This window comes from Micromonospora sp. R77 (assembly GCF_022747945.1).
GTDB lineage: Bacteria > Actinomycetota > Actinomycetes > Mycobacteriales > Micromonosporaceae > Micromonospora.
On the sequence record NZ_JALDST010000001.1, the window covers coordinates 194,017 to 214,602 of the forward strand.

The window sequence follows — 20,586 nt, forward strand, 5'->3', positions numbered from 1 at the left end:
TCCGAGCACGCTGGGATAAATGCGCGGTCCGGCGATTCCGACCCACCATTCCGGACCGCATTCCGGCGCGTTCACCTGTGCGCTATCCATTTCCTGTCGTGGGCCACCGGTTCCGGTTCCGCCGGCCACTCGGCCCGCAATTCGCGGCACCGTCGCACGGCCGGTGTCCCTGCGCACGACGAAAGATGCGTCGCGTGACGCGCCGATCGGACGATGTGGCGGCAGCGGACGGGCGCGCGCCCCGGCACCGCCGGGTGGCCACGGCAGGCTCACCGGCCCGTCCTGGAATCCGACGGACGGACCGGCCGGCACGGCCGCCGGGGAGCCGTCGGTGTCGAGGAGGCGACGTGGTGAGTTCCGATTCCGAATCCGACACCTGGACGATGACCCTCGAGGCGTTCGCCGACACCATCATTCCCGGCGAGAAACGCTTTCCCGGGGACCGGGCCGTCGCGGGGGTCTCCACCGGCGGCGGCGCGGTCGCCTCCGGTGCCGTGGAGATGCTCGCCCACCCCGCGGGCGGCCTCGCCGAGTCACTGGACGGCCTGGTCGCGTTGCTGAACGGCCACGCGGCCCGGTACGCCGACGAGCAGCACCGGGTGCTGGCGGCGGACCTGCCGCCGTTCGTCGCGCTGTCCTATCCGGACCGGGCGGCGCTGGTGCAGCAGCTCACCGCGCCCGACCACCCGGAGCGGAGCATCTGGGTGGGGATGGCGCTGTTCAGCAACATGGCCTTCGACAGCGCCGCCCACCTGAGCACCCCGCAGGCCCTGGCCGACGGGCACCCGGGCCTGTTGACCATCGGCTACGAGCGACCCGACGCCGACGGGCTCTGGCGCTTCGGCAATGCCTCGTACGGGCGCCGGCTCGCCGACATCCACCCGCAGACCACCACGACGGGGAGTCCCGCATGAGCAGCATCGAGAGCACCGACGTCGTCGTCATCGGCAGCGGGTTCGGTGGGGCGATCGCCGCCTACCACCTCGCCGCCGGTGGGGCCCGGGTGGTGGTCCTGGAGCGTGGTCCCTGGCTGTCGGCCGAGGAGTTCGACCACGACTTCAAGCTGGGCGCGTCGTACACCCGGATCTTCGACTTCGTGGTCGGGGACGGCATGAGCGTGCTCAGCGGCAACTGCGTGGGCGGCGGCAGCGTGGTCTATTTCGCGACCATGCCCCGCGCGCCGCGCTTCACCTTCGAGCGCCGCGGCAGCATCGGCCGGCGGATGTGGCCGGCGTCGATCAACCGCGACACCCTCGACCCCTGGTACGACGTGGTCACCGAGTCGCTGCCGGTGACCGCGCAGAGCTGGGACAAGGTGCCGTACGGCGGTGGCCTGTGGGCGGCGGCCTGCGCGCACGCCGGGCGGACGGCGAACCCGGTGCCGTCGGCGGTGGACGTCGACCAGTGCACCAACTGCAACTGGATGATGGCCGGCTGCCGCTTCGACGCGAAGAAGTCGTTGCTGCTGAACTACCTGCCGGGCGCGCTGGCCCACGGCGCGCAGATCCGCCCGCTGCACGAGGTGCAGCACCTGTCCCGCACCGACGACGGCGGCTACCGGGTGCACTACCGGATCGTCGACGACGAGGACTACCGGGTGCTGCACGAGGCGGGCGCGATCGACGCGAAGATCATCGTGCTGGCGGCCGGGGCCGGGGCGACGCCGGTGATCCTGCAACGCTCCGAGCCGACCCTGGGCAAGATGCCGCACGCCGTGGGGCGCTACTTCTCCGGCAACGGCGAGCGGCTCAACACCGCCGCGTTCGACGAGGACCGGGTGCGCGAGGTGCTGGGCCTGAGCCGACCCGACGGGGTGCCGTACGAGGCGCACCAGATCGGCCGGGGTCCGGTGGTGGCGAGCTGGGACCGGCTGGACGGGAACCTGCCGGAGTACGAGCGGTACTCGCTGGAGCAGCTCTACTTCCCGCCCGGCCTGGGCACCATCCTGGCGCAGGCCCCGGACGCGGCCGGGCCGAGCTGGTTCGGGGTGGACAAGAAAGACTTTCTTCGCCAATGGAAGTCGTGGCTCACCATCTTCACCATGTCCGAAGACGACAATGAGGGCGTGTTCGGACCACCCCCGGAGACCGGCAACGCGCGCCGCTTCTCCCAGCAGATGCTCGGGCACGGGCCGCTGTCGTACCGGCCGACGGCGAACACCTGGCGCGGCTGGGGCCTCGCCGACGCCGATGTGCGGGACATCCTGGAGCGCGACGGGCTGGCGAAGGTCAGACCGTGGACCAACGACCTGGTCGGGGCGTACACCGTGCACCCGCTGGCGTCCTGCCGGATCGGCGACGACCCCGCCACCTCGGCGCTGGACGACCGGCACGAGCTGCGCAACCACCCCGGCATCTTCGTCACCGACGGTTCGGCGGTGCCCGGCGCGCTGACCGTGAACCCGGCGCTGACCATCTCGGCGCTCGCCGAGCGGGCCATGCCCGGCATCGTCCGCGCCGCCCAGGAACGCGGCGTACGGGTCACCTACGGCGCCCCGCACCCCGCGCCCGCCGCCAGCTCCCGTATCGCCGGCTCGCCGCACCTGACGGCGGCCCGCTGACCCCGCGCGGCGCCCGCGGTCACCGCGGGCGCCGCCCGCCCAGGAGAGGACCGCCATGGCTCAACTGATCGCCCGGGTGACCCGCGCCGCCGCCCTGGGGCAGATCCGGTACGTCGCCCCGGTGCCACCCGCCGCGGCCACCGGTGTGGTGCGCACGGTCTACCAGCAGATGGAACGGGACTTCGGGATGCTCGCCACCCCGGTGGCGCTGCACGCCGCCGCCCCCGACGTGCTCGCCGCCTGCTGGACCCTGCTGCGCGAGACGCTGCTGGCGCAGGGCCCGGTCAGCCGCGCGGACAAGGAACTCGTCGCGGCGGCGGTGTCGGTCGGCAACGCCTGCCCGTACTGCGTGGACGTGCACGGTGCGGCGGTGACCGGGCTGGCGGGCACGGACCGCACCGCCGCGGTGGTCGCCGCCGACCGGCTCGACGAGGTGCCGGACGCCCGGCAACGGGCGCTGGCGGGCTGGGCCCGGGCCAGCGGCCGGGTCGACGACCGGCCCGCCGCGCCGTTCCCGCCGGCCCGGGCCGCCGAGCTGATCGGCGTGGCGGTGGCGTTCCACTACCTCAACCGGATGGTGAACGTCTTCCTGCCGGACTCGCCGGTGCCCGCGCCGCTGCGGCGGCTCGGCGCGGCGCGCGCCCGGCGGATGGCGGGCCGGGTGCTCGGGCCGCTGGCCCGACGGCGGGTCGGGCCCGGCGCGTCCCTGCCGCTGCTGCCGGCCGCACCGACCGCGCCCGACCTGGTCTGGGCGGACGGCAACACCACCATCGCCGACGCGGTGGCGCGGGCGGCGGCGGCGATCGACACGGCGGGGGAACGCAGCGTGCCGGTCCGGGTCCGCTCCCTGGTGCTCACCCACCTGGTCCGGGCCACCCCACCGCCCGGCCCCGGCGACCGGCGACGGATCACCGAGGCGGTCGCCGACCTGCCCCCCGGCGACCGGGCCGCCGGCGAACTGGCCCTGCTGACCGCGCTCGCCTCCTACCGGGTCACCGAGCGGGAGATCGAGGCGTTCCGGCGTCGCCAGCCGGAGGATGCCGCCCTGGTCGGGCTGACCGCCTGGGCCAGCATGGCCGCCGCCCGGCAGATCGGCCTGCGGCTGCGCGCGGACCTGGCCGCCGGCCCGCTGACCGAGGGGGCGTACGGTGACCGGACCGGTCCGGGCGCGCAACCCGTGGGCCGCGCTGGCGGTGCTCTGCCTCGGCAACTTCCTCATCCTGCTCGACACCAGCATCGTCAACACGGCCGCCCCGCAGATCATGGGCGACCTGGACACCGGCATCGACGAGATCCTGTGGGTGCTGAACGCCTACCTGCTGGCGCTGGCGTCCCTGCTGATCGTCGCCGGCCGCCTCGGTGACCTGCTGGGGCCGCGCCGGGTGTTCGTCGCCGGCCTCGCCGGGTTCGCAGCGGCCTCGCTGCTGTGCGGGGCCGCCCGTACCCCGGGGGAGCTGATCGCGGCGCGGGCCGTGCAGGGCACCGCGGCGGCCGCGCTGCTGCCGCAGGCGTTGGTGCTCATCTCGGCGATCTTCCCGCCCGCCCGGCGGGGGGCCGCGTTCGGCATCTTCACGGCCGTCGCCGGCCTGGCGGCGGTCAGCGGACCGACGCTGGGTGGGCTGATCCTGACCGATTTCGGCTGGCGCTGGATCTTCCTGGTCAACCTGCCGATCGGGGTGGCCGGCGTGGTGGCGACGCTCCGGCTGGTGCCGGACCTGCGCTCCGCCCGACCGGCCGGGTTCGACCCGGTCGGCGTGCTGCTCGCCACCGCCGGCCTGGTCGGCGTCGCCTACCCGCTGGTGGAGGGGGAACGGCTGCGCTGGGGGCCGGTGGTCGGACCGGTGACGGTGCCGATGATCCTGGCCGCCGGCGTGGTGCTGCTGCTGGCGTTCGTCGGCTGGGAACGCCGGCATCCCGCGCCGCTGGTGCCCACCGGGCTCTTCGCCGACCGCACCTTCACCGTCGCCGTCGTCATCACCATGGGCACCTCGTTCGCGCTCTACGGCTTCCTGCTGGTCTTCGTCATCGAGACGCAGACCCTGCTCGGCATGAGCCCGCTGCTGGCCGGCGTCACCGCGCTGCCGTGGACCGTGACGCTCAGCGCGGTGGCCCCGGTGGCGGGCCGGCTCACCGACCGGCTCGGCGGCCGACGGCTGCTGGTGGTCGGCCTGACCGCGTACGCGGCCGGGGTGTTCGCCGTGGCCGCGGTGCCGGCGGCGGACGCCACCCCGGCGACCTTCGTGCTGCCGCTGGTGCTGGTGGGGATCGGGATGGGGGCGGCCATCGCGCCCACCACCACCGAGGCCATGCGGGCGGTCCGGCCGGCGCTGGCCGGGGCCGCGTCCGGGGTGCTGAACACCGCGCGTCAGGTCGGTGGCGTGCTCGGCGCCGCGGTGGCCGGCGCGCCTGCTGCAGCACCGGCTGGTCGCCGGCCTGCACGCCAGTGTCGCCGCGCGGGCCGGTGACCTCCCGCCGGAGCTGCGGCCCGCCTTCCTCCGCGGCTTCGAGCGGGCCGCCGCGCACGGGCTGAACCTGGGCGCGGGCCAGCACGGCGGGGTGAGCCCACCGGCCGGTCTCGCCGCCGGACCGGCGCAGCGGTTCTCGACCGCGGCGGCGGACGCGTTCGCCGACGCCTTCCTGCCGGCGGCCCGCACCACCCTCACCGTGGTCGCCGTCGTGCTGCTGGTGACCGCCGCCCTGGCCACCCTGGTGCGCCGCCGGCCCGCCGGCGGGGAACCCGCCCAGGTGCCGCAGCCGGTCGGCGCGTCCGCCGCCGGCACGGCCGTCCTCGACCGACCGGAGCCCCACTGACCTGCGACCACCGGTGACCAGCACCGGGCCGGCCACGTCCGCAATCCGGAAGGTGCGACCGCAACCGGCCCGGTGCCAAGGTCGTGATGCGGATCGGCGGGCACCGGCGGCACCGGCTCCCCGCACCGCGTTCCCCGCGCCGACCGGTGTCACACCGGCCGGTCGTCGCGCCGACTGTCCTGCCCACACCGTGACCCAAGGAGCATCCTGTGGACCTCACCGACGCGCCGCCCACCGCGGAGCTCGTCCGCCGCGCCGCGGAGCTTGCACCCCTGCTGCAGAAGAACGCCATCTGGCAGGAGGAGAACCGCCGCCTGCACGACGGGACGATCGAGGCGCTGACCGACGCCGGGCTGCTGCGGATGCGGGTGCCGACCCGCTACGGCGGCTACGAGTCGGACATGCGGACCGTCGTCGAGGTGATCGCCGAGATCGCCCGCGGCGACGGCTCGACGGCCTGGACCCTGTCGGTCTGGGCGATCAGCACCTGGATGGCCGGCCTCTTCCCGGACGAGGTGCAGGACGAGATCTTCGCCGTTCCCGACGTGCGGATCAGCGGCATCCTCAGCCCGTCCGCCGTCGGGGTGCCCGCTGACGGTGGCATCGTCCTCAACGGCCGGTGGTCGTTCAACAGCGGCGTCCAGCAGAGCAGCTGGAACACCAACGCGGCGGTGCTGGCCCACCCCAACGGCGAGTACGAGCCGATCATGGTGGCGCTGCCGGTCTCCGAGCTGGAGGTCATCGACGACTGGCACACCGCCGGCCTGCGCGGCTCGGGCAGCGTCACCACGGTCGCGAAGGACCTCTTCGTGCCGCAGGCGCGGGTGCTGCCGATGGGCCCGGTCCTGCAGGGTCAGCACCGGTCGGTCCGCAACGCCGCCTCGCCGGTCTTCCAGGCGCCGTTCATGCCGACCGCCTGCACCACCATCGCGGCCACCGCGCTCGGCCTCGGCCGGGCCGCACGGGACGCCTTCTTCGAGCGGCTGCCCGGCCGCAAGATCACCTACACCAGCTACGAGAGCCAGGCCGAGGCGCCGCTGACCCACCTGCAGGTGGCGGAGGCGACGACCAAGCTCGACGAGGCCGAGTTCCACGCGTACCGGGCCGCGGACCGGCTGGACGGCAAGGCCGCCCGGGGCGAGGCGTGGACGCTGGAGGAGCGGGCCCGTACCCGGCTCGACCTGGGCGCCACGTGCCAGCGGACGAAGGAGGCCGTGGACATCCTCAACACTGCCAGCGGTGGCTCCTCGATCTACACCACGGTGCCGATCCAGCGCATCGAGCGGGACGTGCAGACCCTCAACCTGCACGCCATCATGCACCCCAACACCAACCTCGAGCTGTACGGGCGGATCGCCTGCGGCCTGGAACCCAACACCCTGTACCTGTGACGGGCCGGATGGCCGCGGAGACCCGTACCACCGTGCCGCGGCCACCGTCCCGCCCGACGAGCGAGAGGACCGCACCGTGACCCAGCAGGACGTCATCGCCGACCTGACCGCCGACGGCGAGGAGCTCGACCGTCTGGTCGCCGGACTCGACCCGGCCGACTGGAGCCGGCCCACCCCGGCCCCCGGCTGGACCATCGCCCACCAGATCGCCCACCTCGCGGCCACCTTCCGCCTCGCCGCGACGGCGGCGGCCGAACCGGACGTGTTCCGGGCCGTCACCGCCCGGCTCAGCAGCGACTTCGACGCCAACGTCGACGCCGCGATGGCGCCGTACCTCGCCGAACCGCCGGAAACGCTGCTCGACCGATTCCGGGCCGAACGCGCCGCCGCCGAGAAGGCGCTCGCCGCGGTGCCGGCCGGTGAGGTGGTGCCCTGGCTGGTCCGCCCGCTGCCGGCGCCCGTGCTCGCCGCCGCCGGGATGATGGAGCTGTTCGGCCACGGTCAGGACATCGCCGACGCGCTGGCCGTGCGCCGCCGGTACACCGACCGGGTCGGGCACCTCGTCGGGTTCGCCGTGCGGACCTGGGACTTCGGCTACCAGGCGCGCGGGATGTCCACCCCGGACGTGCAGTTCCACTGGTCGCTGACCGCCCCGTCCGGACGGCGCTGGGAGTTCGGGCCCGCCGACGCCGAGCAGCGGATCAGCGGCCCGGCCGTGGACTTCTGCCTCCTGGTGACCCGGCGGCGGCACCGCCGGGACCTGACGCTGGTGGCCACCGGACCGGACGCCGACCAGTGGCTGGACATCGCCCAGGCCTACCGGGGACCGGCCGGGCCGGGGCGTACCCCCGGGCAGTTCACCACCGGCGACTGACCGCGCCGGCCACGGCGCCCGGCTCCACCCGGAGCCGGGCGCCGTGCTGAAAGGCGGTCGCCGGCCCGCCGTCGCGACGAGGAGGAATCGTGTCCGCACCCCGCAGCAGCACCGGGCACTTCACGATACGGGCGGTGCGCGGCGCCGTGCAGGTGCCCCGCGACGACCCGGACGCCATCGGGCGCGGCACGGTGGAGCTGCTGACCGAGGTGCTGGCGCGCAACGCGCTGACCGTCGACGACCTGGTCAGTGTGCTCTTCACCGCGACACCGGACCTGCGCAGCGCGTTCCCGGCGGCGGCGGCCCGCCGGCTGGGCCTGCACGACGTGCCCCTGCTCTGCGCCACCGAGATCGACGTCCCGGACGCGCCACCGCGGATCATCCGCCTGCTGGCCCACGTCCACACCGATCTCCCCCGCACCGCCCTCACCCACGTCTACCTCGCCGGCGCCGCCACCCTCCGCCCCGACCTCCCCACCCCTAACCCCCCGACCCCCTCCCCCTGACCCCGCCCAAGCGCGTTGATCATGGGCTTAGCGGCAGGAATCGGCCTGTTTCCTGCCGCTAACCTCATGATCAACGCGCTGGGTCGGGGTGGGGTGGGGGTGGGGTGGGGGTGGGGTGGTCAGGAGACGCGGAGGCAGGGGGGGTTGCGGCGGGGGCCGGTGGGGGGTGCGCAGTGGGTGTTGTAGGCGGTCAGGAGGGTCTGGGCCTCCTGGGTGGCCTGGGTGAAGCGGGTGGCGGGGTCGGCGTCGTGCAGGAGGACGTCGTGCATGGCGCGGGCGTTGACGTCCTGCATGCCGCCGAAGTCGCCGAAGAGGGCGCCCCGCGCGGCGGGCGACGAGCCGGACGCGGCGAGCTGGTCGACGCCGACCCGGGCGTGCGGGTTCTGCGCGAACCAGCCCTCCCGCTCCAGCAGCTTCACCGCGCTGCCGGTGATCGGCAGGTAGCCGGAGACCTTGTGCCGGTCGGCGGCGTTGCGCGGGTTGTCGAGGTACTGCATGAAGGCGAGCGCGCCGTCCCGTACCACCGGGTCCAGGCCGGCGGTGAGCCAGAGCGAGTCGCCGCCGATCAGGTTGCCCACGTACGGCACCGCGTCGTTGTGCGGCAGCCGGGCGGCCACCACCTCGAAGCCGCCGTCCCGGCCGGCCTGCACCAGGTGCGGTGCCGCCACCGAGGAGCTGACGGTCAGCGCGGCCCGCTGCTGCGCGAAGGCCATGAAGGTGCCGCCCCAGCAGGTGCTCGGGTCCATGTCCTCGGTGTAGAGGAAGTAGCCGTCCCGGTGCAGCCGGCGCCACCAGCCGACGAACGCGAGCATCTCCGGCGAGGCCAGGTCGACGGTACGGGCCCGACCGGACCGCCCGTTGTCGTGGTCGGCGAGCAGGCCACCCTGCTGGGCGATCGCCTGCTGGAAGATCCACCCGTGGTTGGGCCAGGTGATGGCGTACTCCGGACCGTCCGGCAGGGCGGCGACCGCCTTGCACGCCGCCTCCACCTCCGCCCAGGTGGACGGCACGGTGGTGACCCCGGCGGCGGCGAGCACGGTGGTGTTGGCGTACAGCAGTGCGGTCGACGCCAGGGTCGGCATCGAGGCGAGATCACCGTCCACGGTGTAGAACTCCCGCACCCGCGGCAGGATGTCGTCGAGCACGACCGGCTCGCCGAGGATCTCGCGTCGGCCGGCGATCGCCTTCGTCACCGAGGTGAACAGCGGCCCACCCGACGGGTGCACCATGTCCCGCGCCTCCTGGGTGGCGGTCAGGTAGATCTGGGCCACCGCCGGGGTGACGCCCCGGTCGGCGGACTCCGAGACCACGCGCGGCAGGTCGTGGAAGTCGTGCCCGGTGATGACGACCTCGTATTCCGGGTGCCGGGCGTTGAAACTCGCCGCCATTTCCCTCGTCTGGTCCAGGAAATGCGGCGTGTTGTAGTAATGGAGCCAGAACTCCACGATGGTCCGATCGCTCATCGCTGTCGTTCTCCTTTCGCGGACAACCGTTCCTCAACTCCGTCCGCCCCGCAGACCGGCAATTCCTCCCGCCATGATTCGGGGCGGCGTGGCGGGGTCGCATCTCTGTGCGTGCGGTGCGCCGTCACCGCCCGACCGACACCCAGGTGGCCTCCGCCCGCGCGGCCACCGCACCGTCGACGTCGTACAGGGTGCTGCGCACCAGCGCGCGGCGGCCCTCGGTCCGGACGACCCGACCGACCACGAGGCACTCGGTGCCGGGTCGGGGCAGCCGGTCGACGGCGACCGCCAGCCGACCCAGCAGGTACGACCGGTCCGGCTCGATGACCGTCCAGCCGCCCGGGCAGTCCAGCGCCGCCCAGACGGCGAGCCGGACGGGCACCCCGTCGGCCGGCAGTACGACCACCCCGCTGGTGCTCCCGTCGGCCGCCCGGCGCGGGCGGATCCGCAGCCCGTCGGGGCGCCGTGGGCCGCAGACGAAGCAGGTGGGCAGGTGGTGCGGCCCGTGCCGGGGCACCCACCCGGTGGGCGGGCCGGCCGGGGCGACGGCGGGGATCCCGGCGGACCGGGGTCGCACGGTGGCGACCAGCCGGCCGCCCGGGGCGTGCAGGGCCGCCCCCGTACCGTCCGGGTGCAGCGTCAGCGGCACGCCCAGCGGGGCGGGGCTGCGCAGGGTCACCTCCGGCACCGCCGGCGCGGCGGGCAGGGCCGCGGCGACCAGGCCGCACGTCCAGCCGCCGTTGCCGGCGCCGGGCGGCCCGCCGTAGCGTGGCTCGACCCGCAGCCGCGCCGTCACCGACGCACCGCCCGCCCGGCCCCGACCGACAGCGAGCCCCGGGCCGACACCGGACCCACCCCGACGGCGGGACCCGCACCGACGTCGGAACCCGCACCGACGTCGGGGCCGAGGCCGACAGCGAGCCCCGGGCCGGCATCGGGACCCGCGACGGCATCGGGACGCGGCGGGGCCGGCATCAGGACCGGGCCAGCATCAGGACCGGGTCGGTGAGCAGGTCGGCGACGTCCCGCAGCACCCCCGCCGCGAGGTCGCCGTCGACCACCCGGTGGTCGAAGGAGAGCGCCAGGGTGGTCACCTTGCGGACCGCCAGCGCGCCCTCGTGCACCCAGGGCATGTCGCGGACCTGGCCGACCGCGAGGATCGCCGACTCCCCCGGGTTGAGGATCGGGGTGCCGCCGTCCACCCCGAACACCCCGGTGTTGGTGATCGTGATGGTGCCGTCGGTGAGGTCGGTGGGCCGGGACCGGCCGGCCCGCGCCGTGTCCACCTGCGTCTCGATCGCCGCCGCCAGCGCCGGCAGCCGCAGCGCGTGGGCGTCCTTGACCTTCGGCACGAGCAGGCCACGGGCGGTCGCCACGGCGATGCCGAGGTGGACGTGGTCACGCAGCACGATCTCCTGGGCCGGCCCGTCCCACCACGCGTTGATCATCGGCCGTCGCTCCACGGCGAGCAGCAGCGCCCGCGCCACCAGCAGCAGCGGTGTGACCCGCAGTTCGCGGAAGTCGGGCAGCTCGCGCAGCCGGGCCACCGCGTCGACCGTCGCGGTGACGTCGGCCTGCACCCAGGTGGTCACCTGCGGCACCGTGGACACCGAGCGGACCATCGCCTCGGCGGTCGACCGGCGTACCCCCCGCACCGGGATGCGGACGGGCGCGGCGCGGCCGGCGGCGCGCCGGATGTCGTCGCGGGTGATCGCGCCGTCCGGTCCGCTGCCGGTCACCGCGGCGAGGTCGACGCCGAGGTCGCGGGCCAGTCGCCGGGCCGGCGGCGTGGCCGCCACCGGGGCGTCGCCCGGCCCGGCCGGTGGCCGGGACCGGTGCTGGCGCCGCTCCCCCCTGGGCGCGCCCCGACGCCGGGCGTGGAGCCGTACCCGACCAGCGCCGGCGCCCGGTGCGGCACCGCGCCGACGAGTTCCGCCGGTACGTCGGCGGGAGCCTCCACCGGCTGCTCCTGCGGCCGGTCCACGGTGACCGCGATCAGCGGCGTGCCGACCGGCACCGTGGCGCCCTCGGCCACCAGCAGTTCGGCGACCCGGCCCGCGAACGGGCTGGGCAGCTCGACGGCCGCCTTCGCCGTCTCGATCTCCACCACGACCTGGTTGACCGTGACCGGGTCCCCCGGGCGGACGTGCCAGGTCAGGATCTCCGCCTCGGTCAGGCCCTCACCGACGTCGGGCAGGTTGAAGTGCCGCAGCTCGTCCATCGTCACTCCGCGGTCGTCCGGTCCACCGCCGCCAGGATGCGGTCGACGCCGGGCAGGTAGTCGCTCTCGGCCCGTGACGGCGGGTACGGCGCGGAGTAGGCACCGACCCGTTCCACCGGGGCCTCCAGGTGGTAGAAGCAGCGTTCGGCGACCCGGGCGGCCAGCTCGGCGCCGAAGCCGCTGAACACCGGCGCCTCGTGCACCACCAGGCAGCGCCCGGTACGGCGCACCGACGCCAGCACGGTCTCCTCGTCCAGCGGGTTGAGCGAGCGGAGGTCGACGACCTCCAGCGACGCCTCGGCCACCTCCGCCGCCTCCAGGCAGGTCTTCACCATCGGCCCGTACGTCAGCACCGTCACGTCGTGCCCGGGGCGGACCACGGCCGCCCGGTCGAACGGCAGCGCCCGGCCCGGGTCGACCTCGACCGGTCCCCGGTCCCAGTAGCGGCGCTTGGGCTCGAAGAAGATGACCGGGTCCGGGCAGGCGATGGCCTGCTGGATCAGGGTGTACGCGTCGGCGGGGCTGGCGCAGGTGACCACCCGCAGCCCGGCCGTGTGGGTGAAGTACGCCTCCGGCGACTCGCTGTGGTGCTCGGGTGCGCCCACCCCGCCGCCGAACGGCACCCGTACCACGACCGGCAGCTCCAGCCGGCCGGCGGTGCGGGCCCGCAGCCGGGCCAGCTGGGTGGTGATCTGGTTGAACGCGGGGAAGACGAACCCGTCGAACTGGATCTCGCAGACCGGCCGGTAGCCGCGCAGGGCCAGCCCGATGGCGGTGCCCACGATGCCGGACTCGGCCAGCGGGGTGTCCAGCACCCGGCTCTCGCCGAAGTCCTTCTGCAGGCCGTCGGTGACCCGGAAGACGCCGCCGAGCCGCCCGACGTCCTCGCCCATCACCAGCACCGCCGGGTCCTGCTCCATCGCCTTGCGCAGGCCCTCGTTGATGGCCCGGGAGAGCGCCCAGGTGCGGGCGGCGGGCCGGGCGGTGGCGGGACCGGTCGGCGGTGCGGCGGGCGGCGGCTCGGTGACGACGGCGCGCGGTGCCCGGTCGGGCCGGTGGGCCCGCGCCTCGTCGGCCAGTTGCCGGTGCGCGGCGGCGTAGACGTGCGACCAGATGACCTCCGGGGCGGGCTCGGCCAGGCCGAGGCAGCGCCGGCGCAGCTCCGCGCCCGCCTCGTCGACCTCGGCGTCGACGGTGGCGAGGAACGCCGGGTCGGCGGCACCGGTCCGGACCAGGTGGGCGCGGACCCGGCTGATCGGGTCGCGCAGCCGCCACCGTTCCAGCTCCGCCTGCTCGCGGTAGCGGGTGGGGTCGTCGGTGGTGGTGTGCGGGCCCATCCGGTAGGTGACCGCCTCGATCAGGGTGGGCCCCTGCCCGGACCGGGCGTTCTCCATCGCCGCCCGGGTCACCGCCAGGCAGGCCAGCACGTCGTTGCCGTCCACCCGGACGCCGGGGAAGCCGAAGCCGGCGGCCCGCCGGTACAGCGGCACCCGGGACTGCTTCTCGGTCGGCACGGAGATCGCCCACTGGTTGTTCTGGCAGAAGAACACGATCGGCGCGTTCTGCGCCGCCGACCAGACGAACGCCTCGTTGACGTCGCCCTCGCTGGTGGCGCCGTCACCGAAGTAGACGATGGCCGCCTCCTCGACACCGTCGCGCTGGATGCCCATGGCGTAGCCGGTGGCGTGCAGCGTGTGGCTGCCGATGACGATGGCGTACGGGTGCAGCCGGTGGTCGGCGGGGTCCCAGCCGGAGTGTGCGACGCCGCGGAAGGAGGCGAGCACGTCGGCGGGCGGCACGCCCCGGCACCAGGCCACGCCGTGGTCCCGGTAGGTCGGGAAGACCATGTCCGGGGCGGTGAGGGCCCGCGCCGAGCCGACCTGCGCGGCCTCCTGCCCGAGCAGGGACGGCCAGGCGCCCAGTTCGCCCTGCCGGGCCAGCGCGAGCGCCTCGGCGTCGAGCCGGCGCACCAGCAGCAGGTCCCGGTAGAGGCCGCGCAGTTCCTCGGTGGACACGTCGAGGCGGTAGTCCGGATGCTCCACCCGGTCTCCGTCGGGGGTGAGCAACTGGACGAGGTCCGGATCGGGCGCGGTCTGGGCACCCGGCGGTGTCGCGGGCGGGTAGTCGATGGTCACGTGCCACTCCTCGTCAGGGGGAACCGGCCGGCGCCGGGTTCAGGCCGGGTGGGCGCGGTCCCGGCGCGGGCCGCCGGGCCGCGGATCGACCCGGTGCGAGCGGACGTACGCGTCGCAGGCCGCCCGGTCGGTCGGACCGTGCACGGTCGTCCACCCGGTCGGGACGTCGATCGGGTACGGCCAGAGCGAGTGCTGGCCCTGCTCGTTGACCAGCACGGAGAAGACGGCGTCGGGAACGTCGAAGGGGTTGGTCATCACGCTCTCCCGGCTGTGGTTCGCAAGGGGTCAGGCCGCGACCGGGTCCAGCCACCGGGCCAGCGCGGCGGGGGTGGCGGCGTCGAAGACCAGGCTGATCGGGACCTCCCGGCCGAGCACCGCGCGGATCCGGCTGACCAGCCGCATCGCCTGCAGCGACTGCCCGCCCAGGTCGAAGAAGCTGTCGTCCGGCCCGACCCGCGGCATGCCCAGCACGTCCGCGAAGATCTCGCAGAGCGCCCGCTCCCGTTCGGTCTCCGGGGCCCGGCCGCCGTCCTGGGGGCCGAGTTCCGGCACCGGCAGCGCCCGGCGGTCGACCTTGCCGTTGCCGGTGAGCGGGAGCCGGTCCAGCGGGACGACGACCGAGGGGGTCATGTAGTCGGGCAGCAGCCGGCCGACGTGGGCGGTCAGCGCGGCGACGTCCACCGGCCCGGCGGCCGGCACCACGTACCCGACCAGGCGCCGGTCGCCGGTGGGCACCGGCACGGCGACGACCGCGGCGTGCGCCACCGACGGGTCCGCCTCCAGGGCCGCCTCCACCTCGGCCAGTTCGACCCGGAAGCCCCGGACCTTGACCTGGTCGTTGGCCCGGCCGCAGAAGTGCAGCAGCCCGTCGGTGTCCCGCCGGACCAGGTCACCGGTGCGGTACATCCGCCGGCCGGGCAGGCCGTCCGGGTCGGCGACGAAGCTCGCCGCGGTCAGCTCCGGCTCGTCGACGTAGCCGCGGGCCAGCCGCTCGCCGGTGAGGTAGAGCTCGCCGACCGTGCCGTCCGGCACCGGCCGCAGCCGCTCGTCCAGCACCCGGTGCCCCACCCCGTGCAGCGGGCGGCCCATCGGCACCACGTCGGCCGGCGGGTCGACGGCCGTCATCGGCGCGTGCACGGTGAACAGGGTGGCCTCGGTCTGGCCGTACATGGCCCGCACGGTGAGGTCGGGGCAGTGTCGGAGCACCTTGCGCACCGCGCCGGCCGAGACCACGTCGCCGCCGGTGAGCACCTCGCGCACCCCGGCCAGGCAGGTCGGGTCCTCCTCGGCGAGGACCCGGAACAGCCCGGCGGTCAGGTGCAGCCCGGTGACCTCCTCGTCGCGGACCAGCCGGCGCAGCGTCGGCGCGTCGGGCACCCCCGGCGGGGCCACCACGACCCGCCCGCCGCGCAGCAACGGCACCCACAGCTCGTACGTGGAGACGCTGAACGCGTGCGGGGCGAGCATCGGCACGCAGCTGTGCCGCCCGGTGTCCCAGCACGGGTCGGCCACCAGCCGCAGCACGCCCCGGTGGGTCACCGCGACGCCCTTGGGCTGCCCGGTGGAGCCGGAGGTGTACATCACGTACGCCACGTCGTCGGGGTGCGTGCCGGCCGCCGGGGGCGGGCCGTCGGGACCGGTGGCGCCGTCGACGCGCAGCGCGACGACCCCGTCGGGCAGCGAACGGTCGCCGGTGGCGGCGTGGGTGAGCGCCAGTGCCGCCCCGGACCGGTCGAGGATCCGCCGGATCCGTTCGTCGGGGCCGGCCTGGTGCAGCGGCAGGTAGCAGGCGCCGGCCCTGAGCACCGCCAGGAAGGCGACCACCACGTCGGCGGAGCGTTCCAGCAGCACCGCCACCGGCTCCTGCGGCCGTACGCCGTGGGCCACCAGCCGGGCGGCCAGGCGGGCGGTCTCGGCGTCGAGGTCCCGATAGCTGAGCCGGCGCTGCCCGTCGACGACGGCAATCGCGTCCGGAGTCCGTTCCACCTGCGCGGCGAAACGTTCCTGAATGGAGGTGAATCGCATCAGGCCCCTCTTTTCCCCGACAGTTTCCGCACTGGTTGGAATTCAATTTCTCCGCTTGCAGAAAGCGTGCCACCTGACCCACCGGGAAACATCTCTCGAATTGCCGTCACGGGTCGCGGCCACCGGTCAGCGCAGCGCCGACGTGTGCGGGGCGACGTCGTGGCGGAACAGGCCGTCCGGGTCGACCCGCGCCCGGACCCGGTCCACCGCCGCCACCCCGGCGGCGTCGAGGTGTCCCTGCGGCTGGTCCACGGTCTCCACGAAGGTGGGCGCGGTCCGCCCGGTGTCCCAGGGGGTGAGCGCCCGGCGTACCGACGCGCAGTGCCGGCGGATGTCCGCCGCGGTGACCGGACCGAACGGCATGCCACCGCTGACGTACGCGTAGCGGGCGGGCAGGTGGTCGAGGACGCCGCCGCCGGGGCCGGGCACCGCGAGGGCGCCACCGAGCTGGCGGAGCTCGGCGTTGATCAGCGGCGAGCCGGAGCCCGGTCCGACCGCCGTCAGGAACGCCGCCTCCCCCGCCTCGTCCAGCTCGCGCAGGAGCAGGTGGTCGCCGACCAGCGGCACCGGATCGGCCGGGTCCAGGTGGGCCTCCAGCACGGCCAGCGGCCCGCCGGTGGCCCAGCTGTCCTGGATGGGGGGTGCCACCGCCCGCAGCGGACCGAGCAGGTCGTCCGCCGCGCGCCGGGCGGCCGGCAGGTCGTCGTCGGTGCCGGCGAGCACCGCGCCGTCGACGCAGACCACCGGGCCGGCCGACAGCGCCGGTGGGATCACCCCGTCGATCGCCGGCAGGTTCATCACCCGCAGCGAGGTCGTCGCCCGGTGCGGCGCGTCCCGGGTCCAGCGCCGCCAGGCGGCCAGCAGCCCGGCCGCGTGGTCGGCAGACCAGAAGGCCGCGCCGGTGACCACGGCGGCCACCGGGAAGAGCGCCAGCTCCACCGCGGTGACCACGCCGAAGCCACCGCCCCCGCCCCGCAGGGCCCGGAACAGCTCCGGGTCGTGGTCGACGTCCACCCGACGGAACTCGCCGTCGGCGGTCACCAGCTCCACCGCGCGGACGCTGTTGGCGGCCAGGCCGACCTGCCGGCCGTAGCTGCTCACCCCGCCGCGCAGCAGGTAGCCGACCGCGCCGACGGTGGGCGAGGAGCCGTGCGGCGCGGCGAGGCCGTGGGCGGCGGCGGCGCGGGCCACCTCACCCCACCGGGTGCCGGCCGGGATCCGGGCCACGCCGGTCGCCGGGTCGATCCGCACCTCACCGGCGATCCGGGTACGGATCAGCAGCCCGCCGTCGACGGGACGCGCGGCGGCGCTGCCGTGCCCCGTCGAGTGCACCCGGACCGGCCAGCCGCGCCGGCGGGCGTCCAGGACCGCGGCGCGGACCTGCCCGACCGTACGGGCCGTCACGGCGGCGGCCGGGCGTACCGGGGCCGCCAGGTTGAACACCTCGACGGCGGCCTGGTACCCGGCGTCCGCCGGGAACAGGGTCAGGCCGTCCACCTCACCGACATTGGTCACCACAGCCTCCAGGGGTTCCGGCGCGCCGGGTGGCCGGCGGCGCGGGGGGTCAGCCCACCGCGAAGTGGGCGCGGGTGTACTCGCGGGTGGCCCGGGTGGGCAGGAAGACGGCGAAGCCCGCGTGGGTGTGCAGCATCGACATGTCGCGCCAGATCCGTTCCAGGCGCTCGCCGTGCCGTACGGCGCTGGACCCGGCGGTCGGGAACAGGTGCCGCTCGACCGCCTGCCAGCACAGCCGGATCACCTGCCGGCAGATGGTGGCCAGCCGCAGGTCCTGCTCCCGGGTGAACGCCTCCGGGCCGGCGGCGCAGAGCTCGTGCCACTGGCGGACCGCGTCGCGCAGCGCCGCCTCCGCGGTCGCGATCATGCCGGTGGCCTCGCCGTACCAGAGTTGGTAGTCGGGGTCCTCGGTCCGGCCGACGACCGGCGGGAAGACGGTGCGCCGGGAGCGCATCAGTTCCGCGTAGACGTCCAGGGCGCCGTACGCCATGCCGACCGAGAGGGCGGCGACCTCCAGCACCATGAAGCTGATCGGCCCACCGCCGTACTGCGGGTTGCCGTGCAACGCCCGGCCGGGCGTGCCGAGGGTGACGTCGACCTCGCTGAGGTGGGTGTCGGGCAGGACGAACTCGGCGGGCAGGTCGGCGTCCACGGTGATGCTGTGCGAGCCGCTGCCGCGCAGCCCGAGCTGGCCGCCCCAGTCGTCGAGCCGCCGCCACTGGTCGCGCGGGGCCACGAAGAGCACCGGCCGGGGCGGCCCGCCGTCGTCCGGCTCGGCCAGCGCGTGCCCCAGGAAGTGCGTCGCGTAGGGCGCCCCGGAGCAGTAGTTCCAGGTGCCGGTGACCGTCCAGCGGCCGTCCGGCCGGCGGTGGGCGGTGCCGGACGGCACGATGGTGGCCGGACAGACGAAGTCCCCGTCGGCGAAGAACCGCGCCTGCGCCGCCTCGCCGAAGAGGGTCGCCACGGCGACCGCGTGGGTGGCGCCGAGGCAGTACATCCAGCCGGTCGACGGGCAGGCCCGGGTCAGCTCGGTGACCACCGCGAGGAAGGTGCCGATGTCGGTCTCGTAGCCGCCGTAGCGGCGCGGCACCAGCATCCGGTAGAAGCCGGCCTCGCGGAACGCCTCGTGCACGTCGGGGGCGTAGTAGGTGCGCTGCTCGGTCTCCGCCTGCCGCCGGACCAGCAGCGGGGCCAGTTCCCGGGCCCGGGCCAGCAGCTCGGCGGGGGTCGGGACGGGTTCCGGCGACGAGCCGGGCGCCGGCCCGGCCTGCTCCGTGACGACCGCCATGGCAGCACGCTCCTTCACCGTCGCTCCTCGTCGCCGCGCCCGGCGGCGGGTGCCCGCCGGTGGTCGACGTGCCGCCGGTCCGCGGCCCGGCCAGCGTCACACCGGCCCCGCCGGACGGTCACCTTCCGGGTTGCGGTCTGCCACCCCGCCGGACCACCAGGGCGGCCCCGCCCGTCCCCTGCGCACGCTGGAAGAAGGGCCGTCCGGAGCGGGCCGGTAGCGTCGGTCGCGGTCACGACGACCGGGCCGGGCCGCGCGCCCCCGGGTCGTCGGGCCGGGCCGTCCGCCGCCTTCAGGCGGTACGCCGGCGGGAGGAGCGCCCGCCGGCCCCAGTCAGGCCCGGGGAGCACGGGCCGGCAGATGCGAAGGAGCCCGTCAGCATGGACACCGCGCCGACCGTGACCACGGATGGTCCCCTGCTCAGCGGCATCCCGTTGTCGTACAACCAGGAGTTCCTCTGCGGGTTCGACCGCGGCGACGAGGAGGGCCCGTTCGGGCCGCACAACCACATCGTGCACGGCTGGCGGCTGCGCGGGCGGGTGGACGGGCCCACCCTGCGGCTGGCGCTCGGCGACCTGGTGGTCCGGCACGAGACCCTGCGTACCCGGATCATCCGGCACGGCCCGCAGCAGACCCAGGAGGTGTTCCCGGCGGTCCTGCCCGACCTGGCCGTCCGCGACGAGCCCGGCCTGACCGCGGACGCCCGGGAGCGGCGGGTGGAGGAGCTGCTCAACGAGGTCGAGGCGGGCGAGCTGCCGGTCGGCCGGCTGCCCCTGCTACGGGCGCTGCTGGTCACCTTCGACGCCGACGACGCGCTGCTGATCCTCGTCGTGCACCACACCGCGACCGACGGCTGGTCGGTCCGCGTGCTGGCCCGGGACCTGGCCGGCCGGTACGCGGCCCGGCGCGGCCACCCCGGCCACGAGCTGCCGCCGGCCAGCCCCTACCGGGAGTACGCGCAGTGGCAGCGGTCGCTGCCGGCGGAGTCGGCCGGGCCGGCCCGCGACTACTGGCGGGCGGAGCTGCGCGACGCGCGGATCTTCGCGGTGCCGGCGGACCGCCCGAAGTCGGCGGGTCTGCCGGAGTCCACCGCGGTGCACCGGTTCCTGATCGGCGCCGAGCTGGTCGCCCCGGCGTTGCAGGTGGCGCGGGCCAGCCGCAGCACCCCGTTCATGGTGCTGCTGGCGGCGTTCACGCTGCTGGCGAACCGGATGACCGGGGACACCGACGTGGTGGTGCCGACGTTCTCGCCGGGCCGCGCGGACGAGCGGTTCACGTACACCGTGGGTCCGTTCTTCAACCTGCTGCCGCTGCGGACCCGGCTGGCGGACTGCCGGACGTTCCTCGACGTGGTGGCCCGGGTGCGCCGGTCCTGCCTGGACGGGTACGGCCACGACCTGCCGTTCCCGCAGATCGCCGCGGAGGCTCCCGAGCTGATGCTGCCGGTGCTGCGCGACGACGCGGCAGCCTGCGTGTTCCAGGTCTTCCCGTTCCCGTTCGTGCTGGACGACGAGCGGGTCGGCGACCTGGTCTGGACCGAGATGCGTCGGCGGCTGGTGTCCCAGCCGGTCGGCTCCGACGTGCCGAACGGGGCACTGTGGACGCTCAACCTCGACCCGGTCGGCGACATCGTGGGCAGCGTGCAGTACAACAGCAACCTCTACGACGAGCGGACCGTCGCGGCGATGGTGCGCGGCTACCGCGAGGTGCTGGCCGAGGTCGTGCCGGCCGCGGACGCGCCGCTGCGGCTGGCCTGACGGACGCCGCAATCCAGAAGATCCGCTCGGACCCGGGCGA

Annotated in this window: 16 protein-coding genes and 3 pseudogenes; 9 read left to right on the forward strand and 10 right to left on the reverse strand. The window is 75.2% G+C overall.

Annotated elements, in window-relative coordinates:
• The first annotated feature begins 383 nt into the window (after positions 1-383).
• The 8 genes and pseudogenes from MRQ36_RS00990 to aroH all read left to right on the forward strand — a co-directional run bounded on the left by MRQ36_RS00990 (position 384) and on the right by aroH (position 8,142).
• Positions 384-914 carry a DUF5987 family protein gene (locus tag MRQ36_RS00990; protein ID WP_278187692.1) on the forward strand — a complete coding sequence of 177 codons (531 nt, stop codon included), beginning with the start codon at positions 384-386 and terminating at the stop codon, positions 912-914.
• Positions 911-2,560: a GMC family oxidoreductase gene (locus tag MRQ36_RS00995; protein ID WP_242791577.1), complete on the forward strand. Its 1,650-nt coding sequence runs from the start codon at positions 911-913 to the stop codon at positions 2,558-2,560. Before MRQ36_RS00990 ends, MRQ36_RS00995 begins: the two co-directional genes overlap by 4 nt.
• A 55-nt stretch (positions 2,561-2,615) precedes the next feature.
• Positions 2,616-3,677, forward strand: a pseudogene (locus MRQ36_RS34270) (carboxymuconolactone decarboxylase family protein); the annotation flags it as partial.
• 31 nt (positions 3,678-3,708) lie between these two features.
• The gene (locus MRQ36_RS01005; RefSeq protein WP_242791583.1) at positions 3,709-5,025 is read left to right on the forward strand and encodes a DHA2 family efflux MFS transporter permease subunit; all 1,317 of its coding nucleotides are present in this window, start codon (positions 3,709-3,711) and stop codon (positions 5,023-5,025) included.
• Entirely contained in the window at positions 4,934-5,371 is a 438-nt protein-coding gene (locus tag MRQ36_RS01010; RefSeq protein WP_242791584.1) for a hypothetical protein, read from the forward strand. Before MRQ36_RS01005 ends, MRQ36_RS01010 begins: the two co-directional genes overlap by 92 nt.
• 209 nt (positions 5,372-5,580) lie before the next feature.
• The gene (locus MRQ36_RS01015; protein WP_242791586.1) at positions 5,581-6,762 is read left to right on the forward strand and encodes an acyl-CoA dehydrogenase family protein; all 1,182 of its coding nucleotides are present in this window, start codon (positions 5,581-5,583) and stop codon (positions 6,760-6,762) included.
• 76 nt (positions 6,763-6,838) lie between these two features.
• Complete coding sequence (locus MRQ36_RS01020) at positions 6,839-7,636, forward strand: TIGR03084 family metal-binding protein (RefSeq protein ID WP_242791587.1); 798 nt, start codon at positions 6,839-6,841, stop codon at positions 7,634-7,636.
• Between the two features lie 89 nt (positions 7,637-7,725).
• Positions 7,726-8,142, forward strand: a complete 417-nt coding sequence (aroH, locus tag MRQ36_RS01025) for a chorismate mutase (RefSeq protein WP_242791588.1) — start codon at positions 7,726-7,728, stop codon at positions 8,140-8,142.
• 119 nt (positions 8,143-8,261) lie between these two features.
• On the opposite strand, the gene MRQ36_RS01030 is transcribed toward aroH, so the two are convergent.
• The 10 genes and pseudogenes from MRQ36_RS01030 to MRQ36_RS01070 form a co-directional block, all read right to left on the reverse strand.
• On the reverse strand, positions 8,262-9,605 hold the full coding sequence (locus tag MRQ36_RS01030; RefSeq protein WP_242791589.1) for an extracellular solute-binding protein: 1,344 nt from the start codon (positions 9,603-9,605) through the stop codon (positions 8,262-8,264).
• A 124-nt stretch (positions 9,606-9,729) separates the two neighbouring features.
• On the reverse strand, positions 9,730-10,401 hold the full coding sequence (locus tag MRQ36_RS01035; RefSeq protein WP_242791590.1) for a hypothetical protein: 672 nt from the start codon (positions 10,399-10,401) through the stop codon (positions 9,730-9,732).
• A 178-nt stretch (positions 10,402-10,579) separates the two neighbouring features.
• Positions 10,580-11,404, reverse strand: coding sequence for a dihydrolipoamide acetyltransferase family protein (locus MRQ36_RS01040; protein WP_308194762.1), 825 nt, complete (start codon positions 11,402-11,404; stop codon positions 10,580-10,582).
• Positions 11,341-11,826: a biotin/lipoyl-containing protein gene (locus MRQ36_RS33745; protein WP_308194763.1), complete on the reverse strand. Its 486-nt coding sequence runs from the start codon at positions 11,824-11,826 to the stop codon at positions 11,341-11,343. Before MRQ36_RS33745 ends, MRQ36_RS01040 begins: the two co-directional genes overlap by 64 nt.
• A 2-nt stretch (positions 11,827-11,828) precedes the next feature.
• Positions 11,829-12,803, reverse strand: a pseudogene (locus MRQ36_RS01045) (alpha-ketoacid dehydrogenase subunit beta); the annotation flags it as partial.
• 81 nt (positions 12,804-12,884) lie between these two features.
• Positions 12,885-13,961, reverse strand: a pseudogene (gene pdhA / locus MRQ36_RS01050) (pyruvate dehydrogenase (acetyl-transferring) E1 component subunit alpha); the annotation flags it as partial.
• Between the two features lie 39 nt (positions 13,962-14,000).
• Complete coding sequence (locus MRQ36_RS01055) at positions 14,001-14,216, reverse strand: MbtH family protein (protein ID WP_278187396.1); 216 nt, start codon at positions 14,214-14,216, stop codon at positions 14,001-14,003.
• A gap of 30 nt (positions 14,217-14,246) precedes the next feature.
• The gene (locus MRQ36_RS01060; RefSeq protein ID WP_242791596.1) at positions 14,247-15,986 is read right to left on the reverse strand and encodes a non-ribosomal peptide synthetase; all 1,740 of its coding nucleotides are present in this window, start codon (positions 15,984-15,986) and stop codon (positions 14,247-14,249) included.
• A gap of 126 nt (positions 15,987-16,112) precedes the next feature.
• Positions 16,113-17,501 carry an FAD-binding oxidoreductase gene (locus MRQ36_RS01065; RefSeq protein WP_242791599.1) on the reverse strand — a complete coding sequence of 463 codons (1,389 nt, stop codon included), beginning with the start codon at positions 17,499-17,501 and terminating at the stop codon, positions 16,113-16,115.
• 49 nt (positions 17,502-17,550) lie between these two features.
• On the reverse strand, positions 17,551-18,789 hold the full coding sequence (locus MRQ36_RS01070) for an acyl-CoA dehydrogenase family protein (protein ID WP_242791602.1): 1,239 nt from the start codon (positions 18,787-18,789) through the stop codon (positions 17,551-17,553).
• Positions 18,790-19,169: 380 nt separating this feature from the next.
• Between MRQ36_RS01070 and MRQ36_RS01075 the strand changes: the two genes are divergently transcribed.
• Complete coding sequence (locus MRQ36_RS01075) at positions 19,170-20,546, forward strand: condensation domain-containing protein (protein WP_242791604.1); 1,377 nt, start codon at positions 19,170-19,172, stop codon at positions 20,544-20,546.
• Positions 20,547-20,586 lie beyond the last annotated feature (40 nt).

Coding starts and splice junctions, on each gene's coding strand:
- MRQ36_RS00990 (WP_278187692.1), top strand. CDS start 384: ATGACCCTCGAGGCGTTCGCCGACACCATCATTCCCGGCGAGAAACGC.
- MRQ36_RS00995 (WP_242791577.1), top strand. CDS start 911: ATGAGCAGCATCGAGAGCACCGACGTCGTCGTCATCGGCAGCGGGTTC.
- MRQ36_RS01030 (WP_242791589.1), bottom strand. CDS start 9,605: ATGAGCGATCGGACCATCGTGGAGTTCTGGCTCCATTACTACAACACG.
- MRQ36_RS33745 (WP_308194763.1), bottom strand. CDS start 11,826: ATGGACGAGCTGCGGCACTTCAACCTGCCCGACGTCGGTGAGGGCCTG.
- MRQ36_RS01055 (WP_278187396.1), bottom strand. CDS start 14,216: ATGACCAACCCCTTCGACGTTCCCGACGCCGTCTTCTCCGTGCTGGTC.
- MRQ36_RS01060 (WP_242791596.1), bottom strand. CDS start 15,986: ATGCGATTCACCTCCATTCAGGAACGTTTCGCCGCGCAGGTGGAACGG.
- MRQ36_RS01070 (WP_242791602.1), bottom strand. CDS start 18,789: ATGGCGGTCGTCACGGAGCAGGCCGGGCCGGCGCCCGGCTCGTCGCCG.
- MRQ36_RS01075 (WP_242791604.1), top strand. CDS start 19,170: ATGGACACCGCGCCGACCGTGACCACGGATGGTCCCCTGCTCAGCGGC.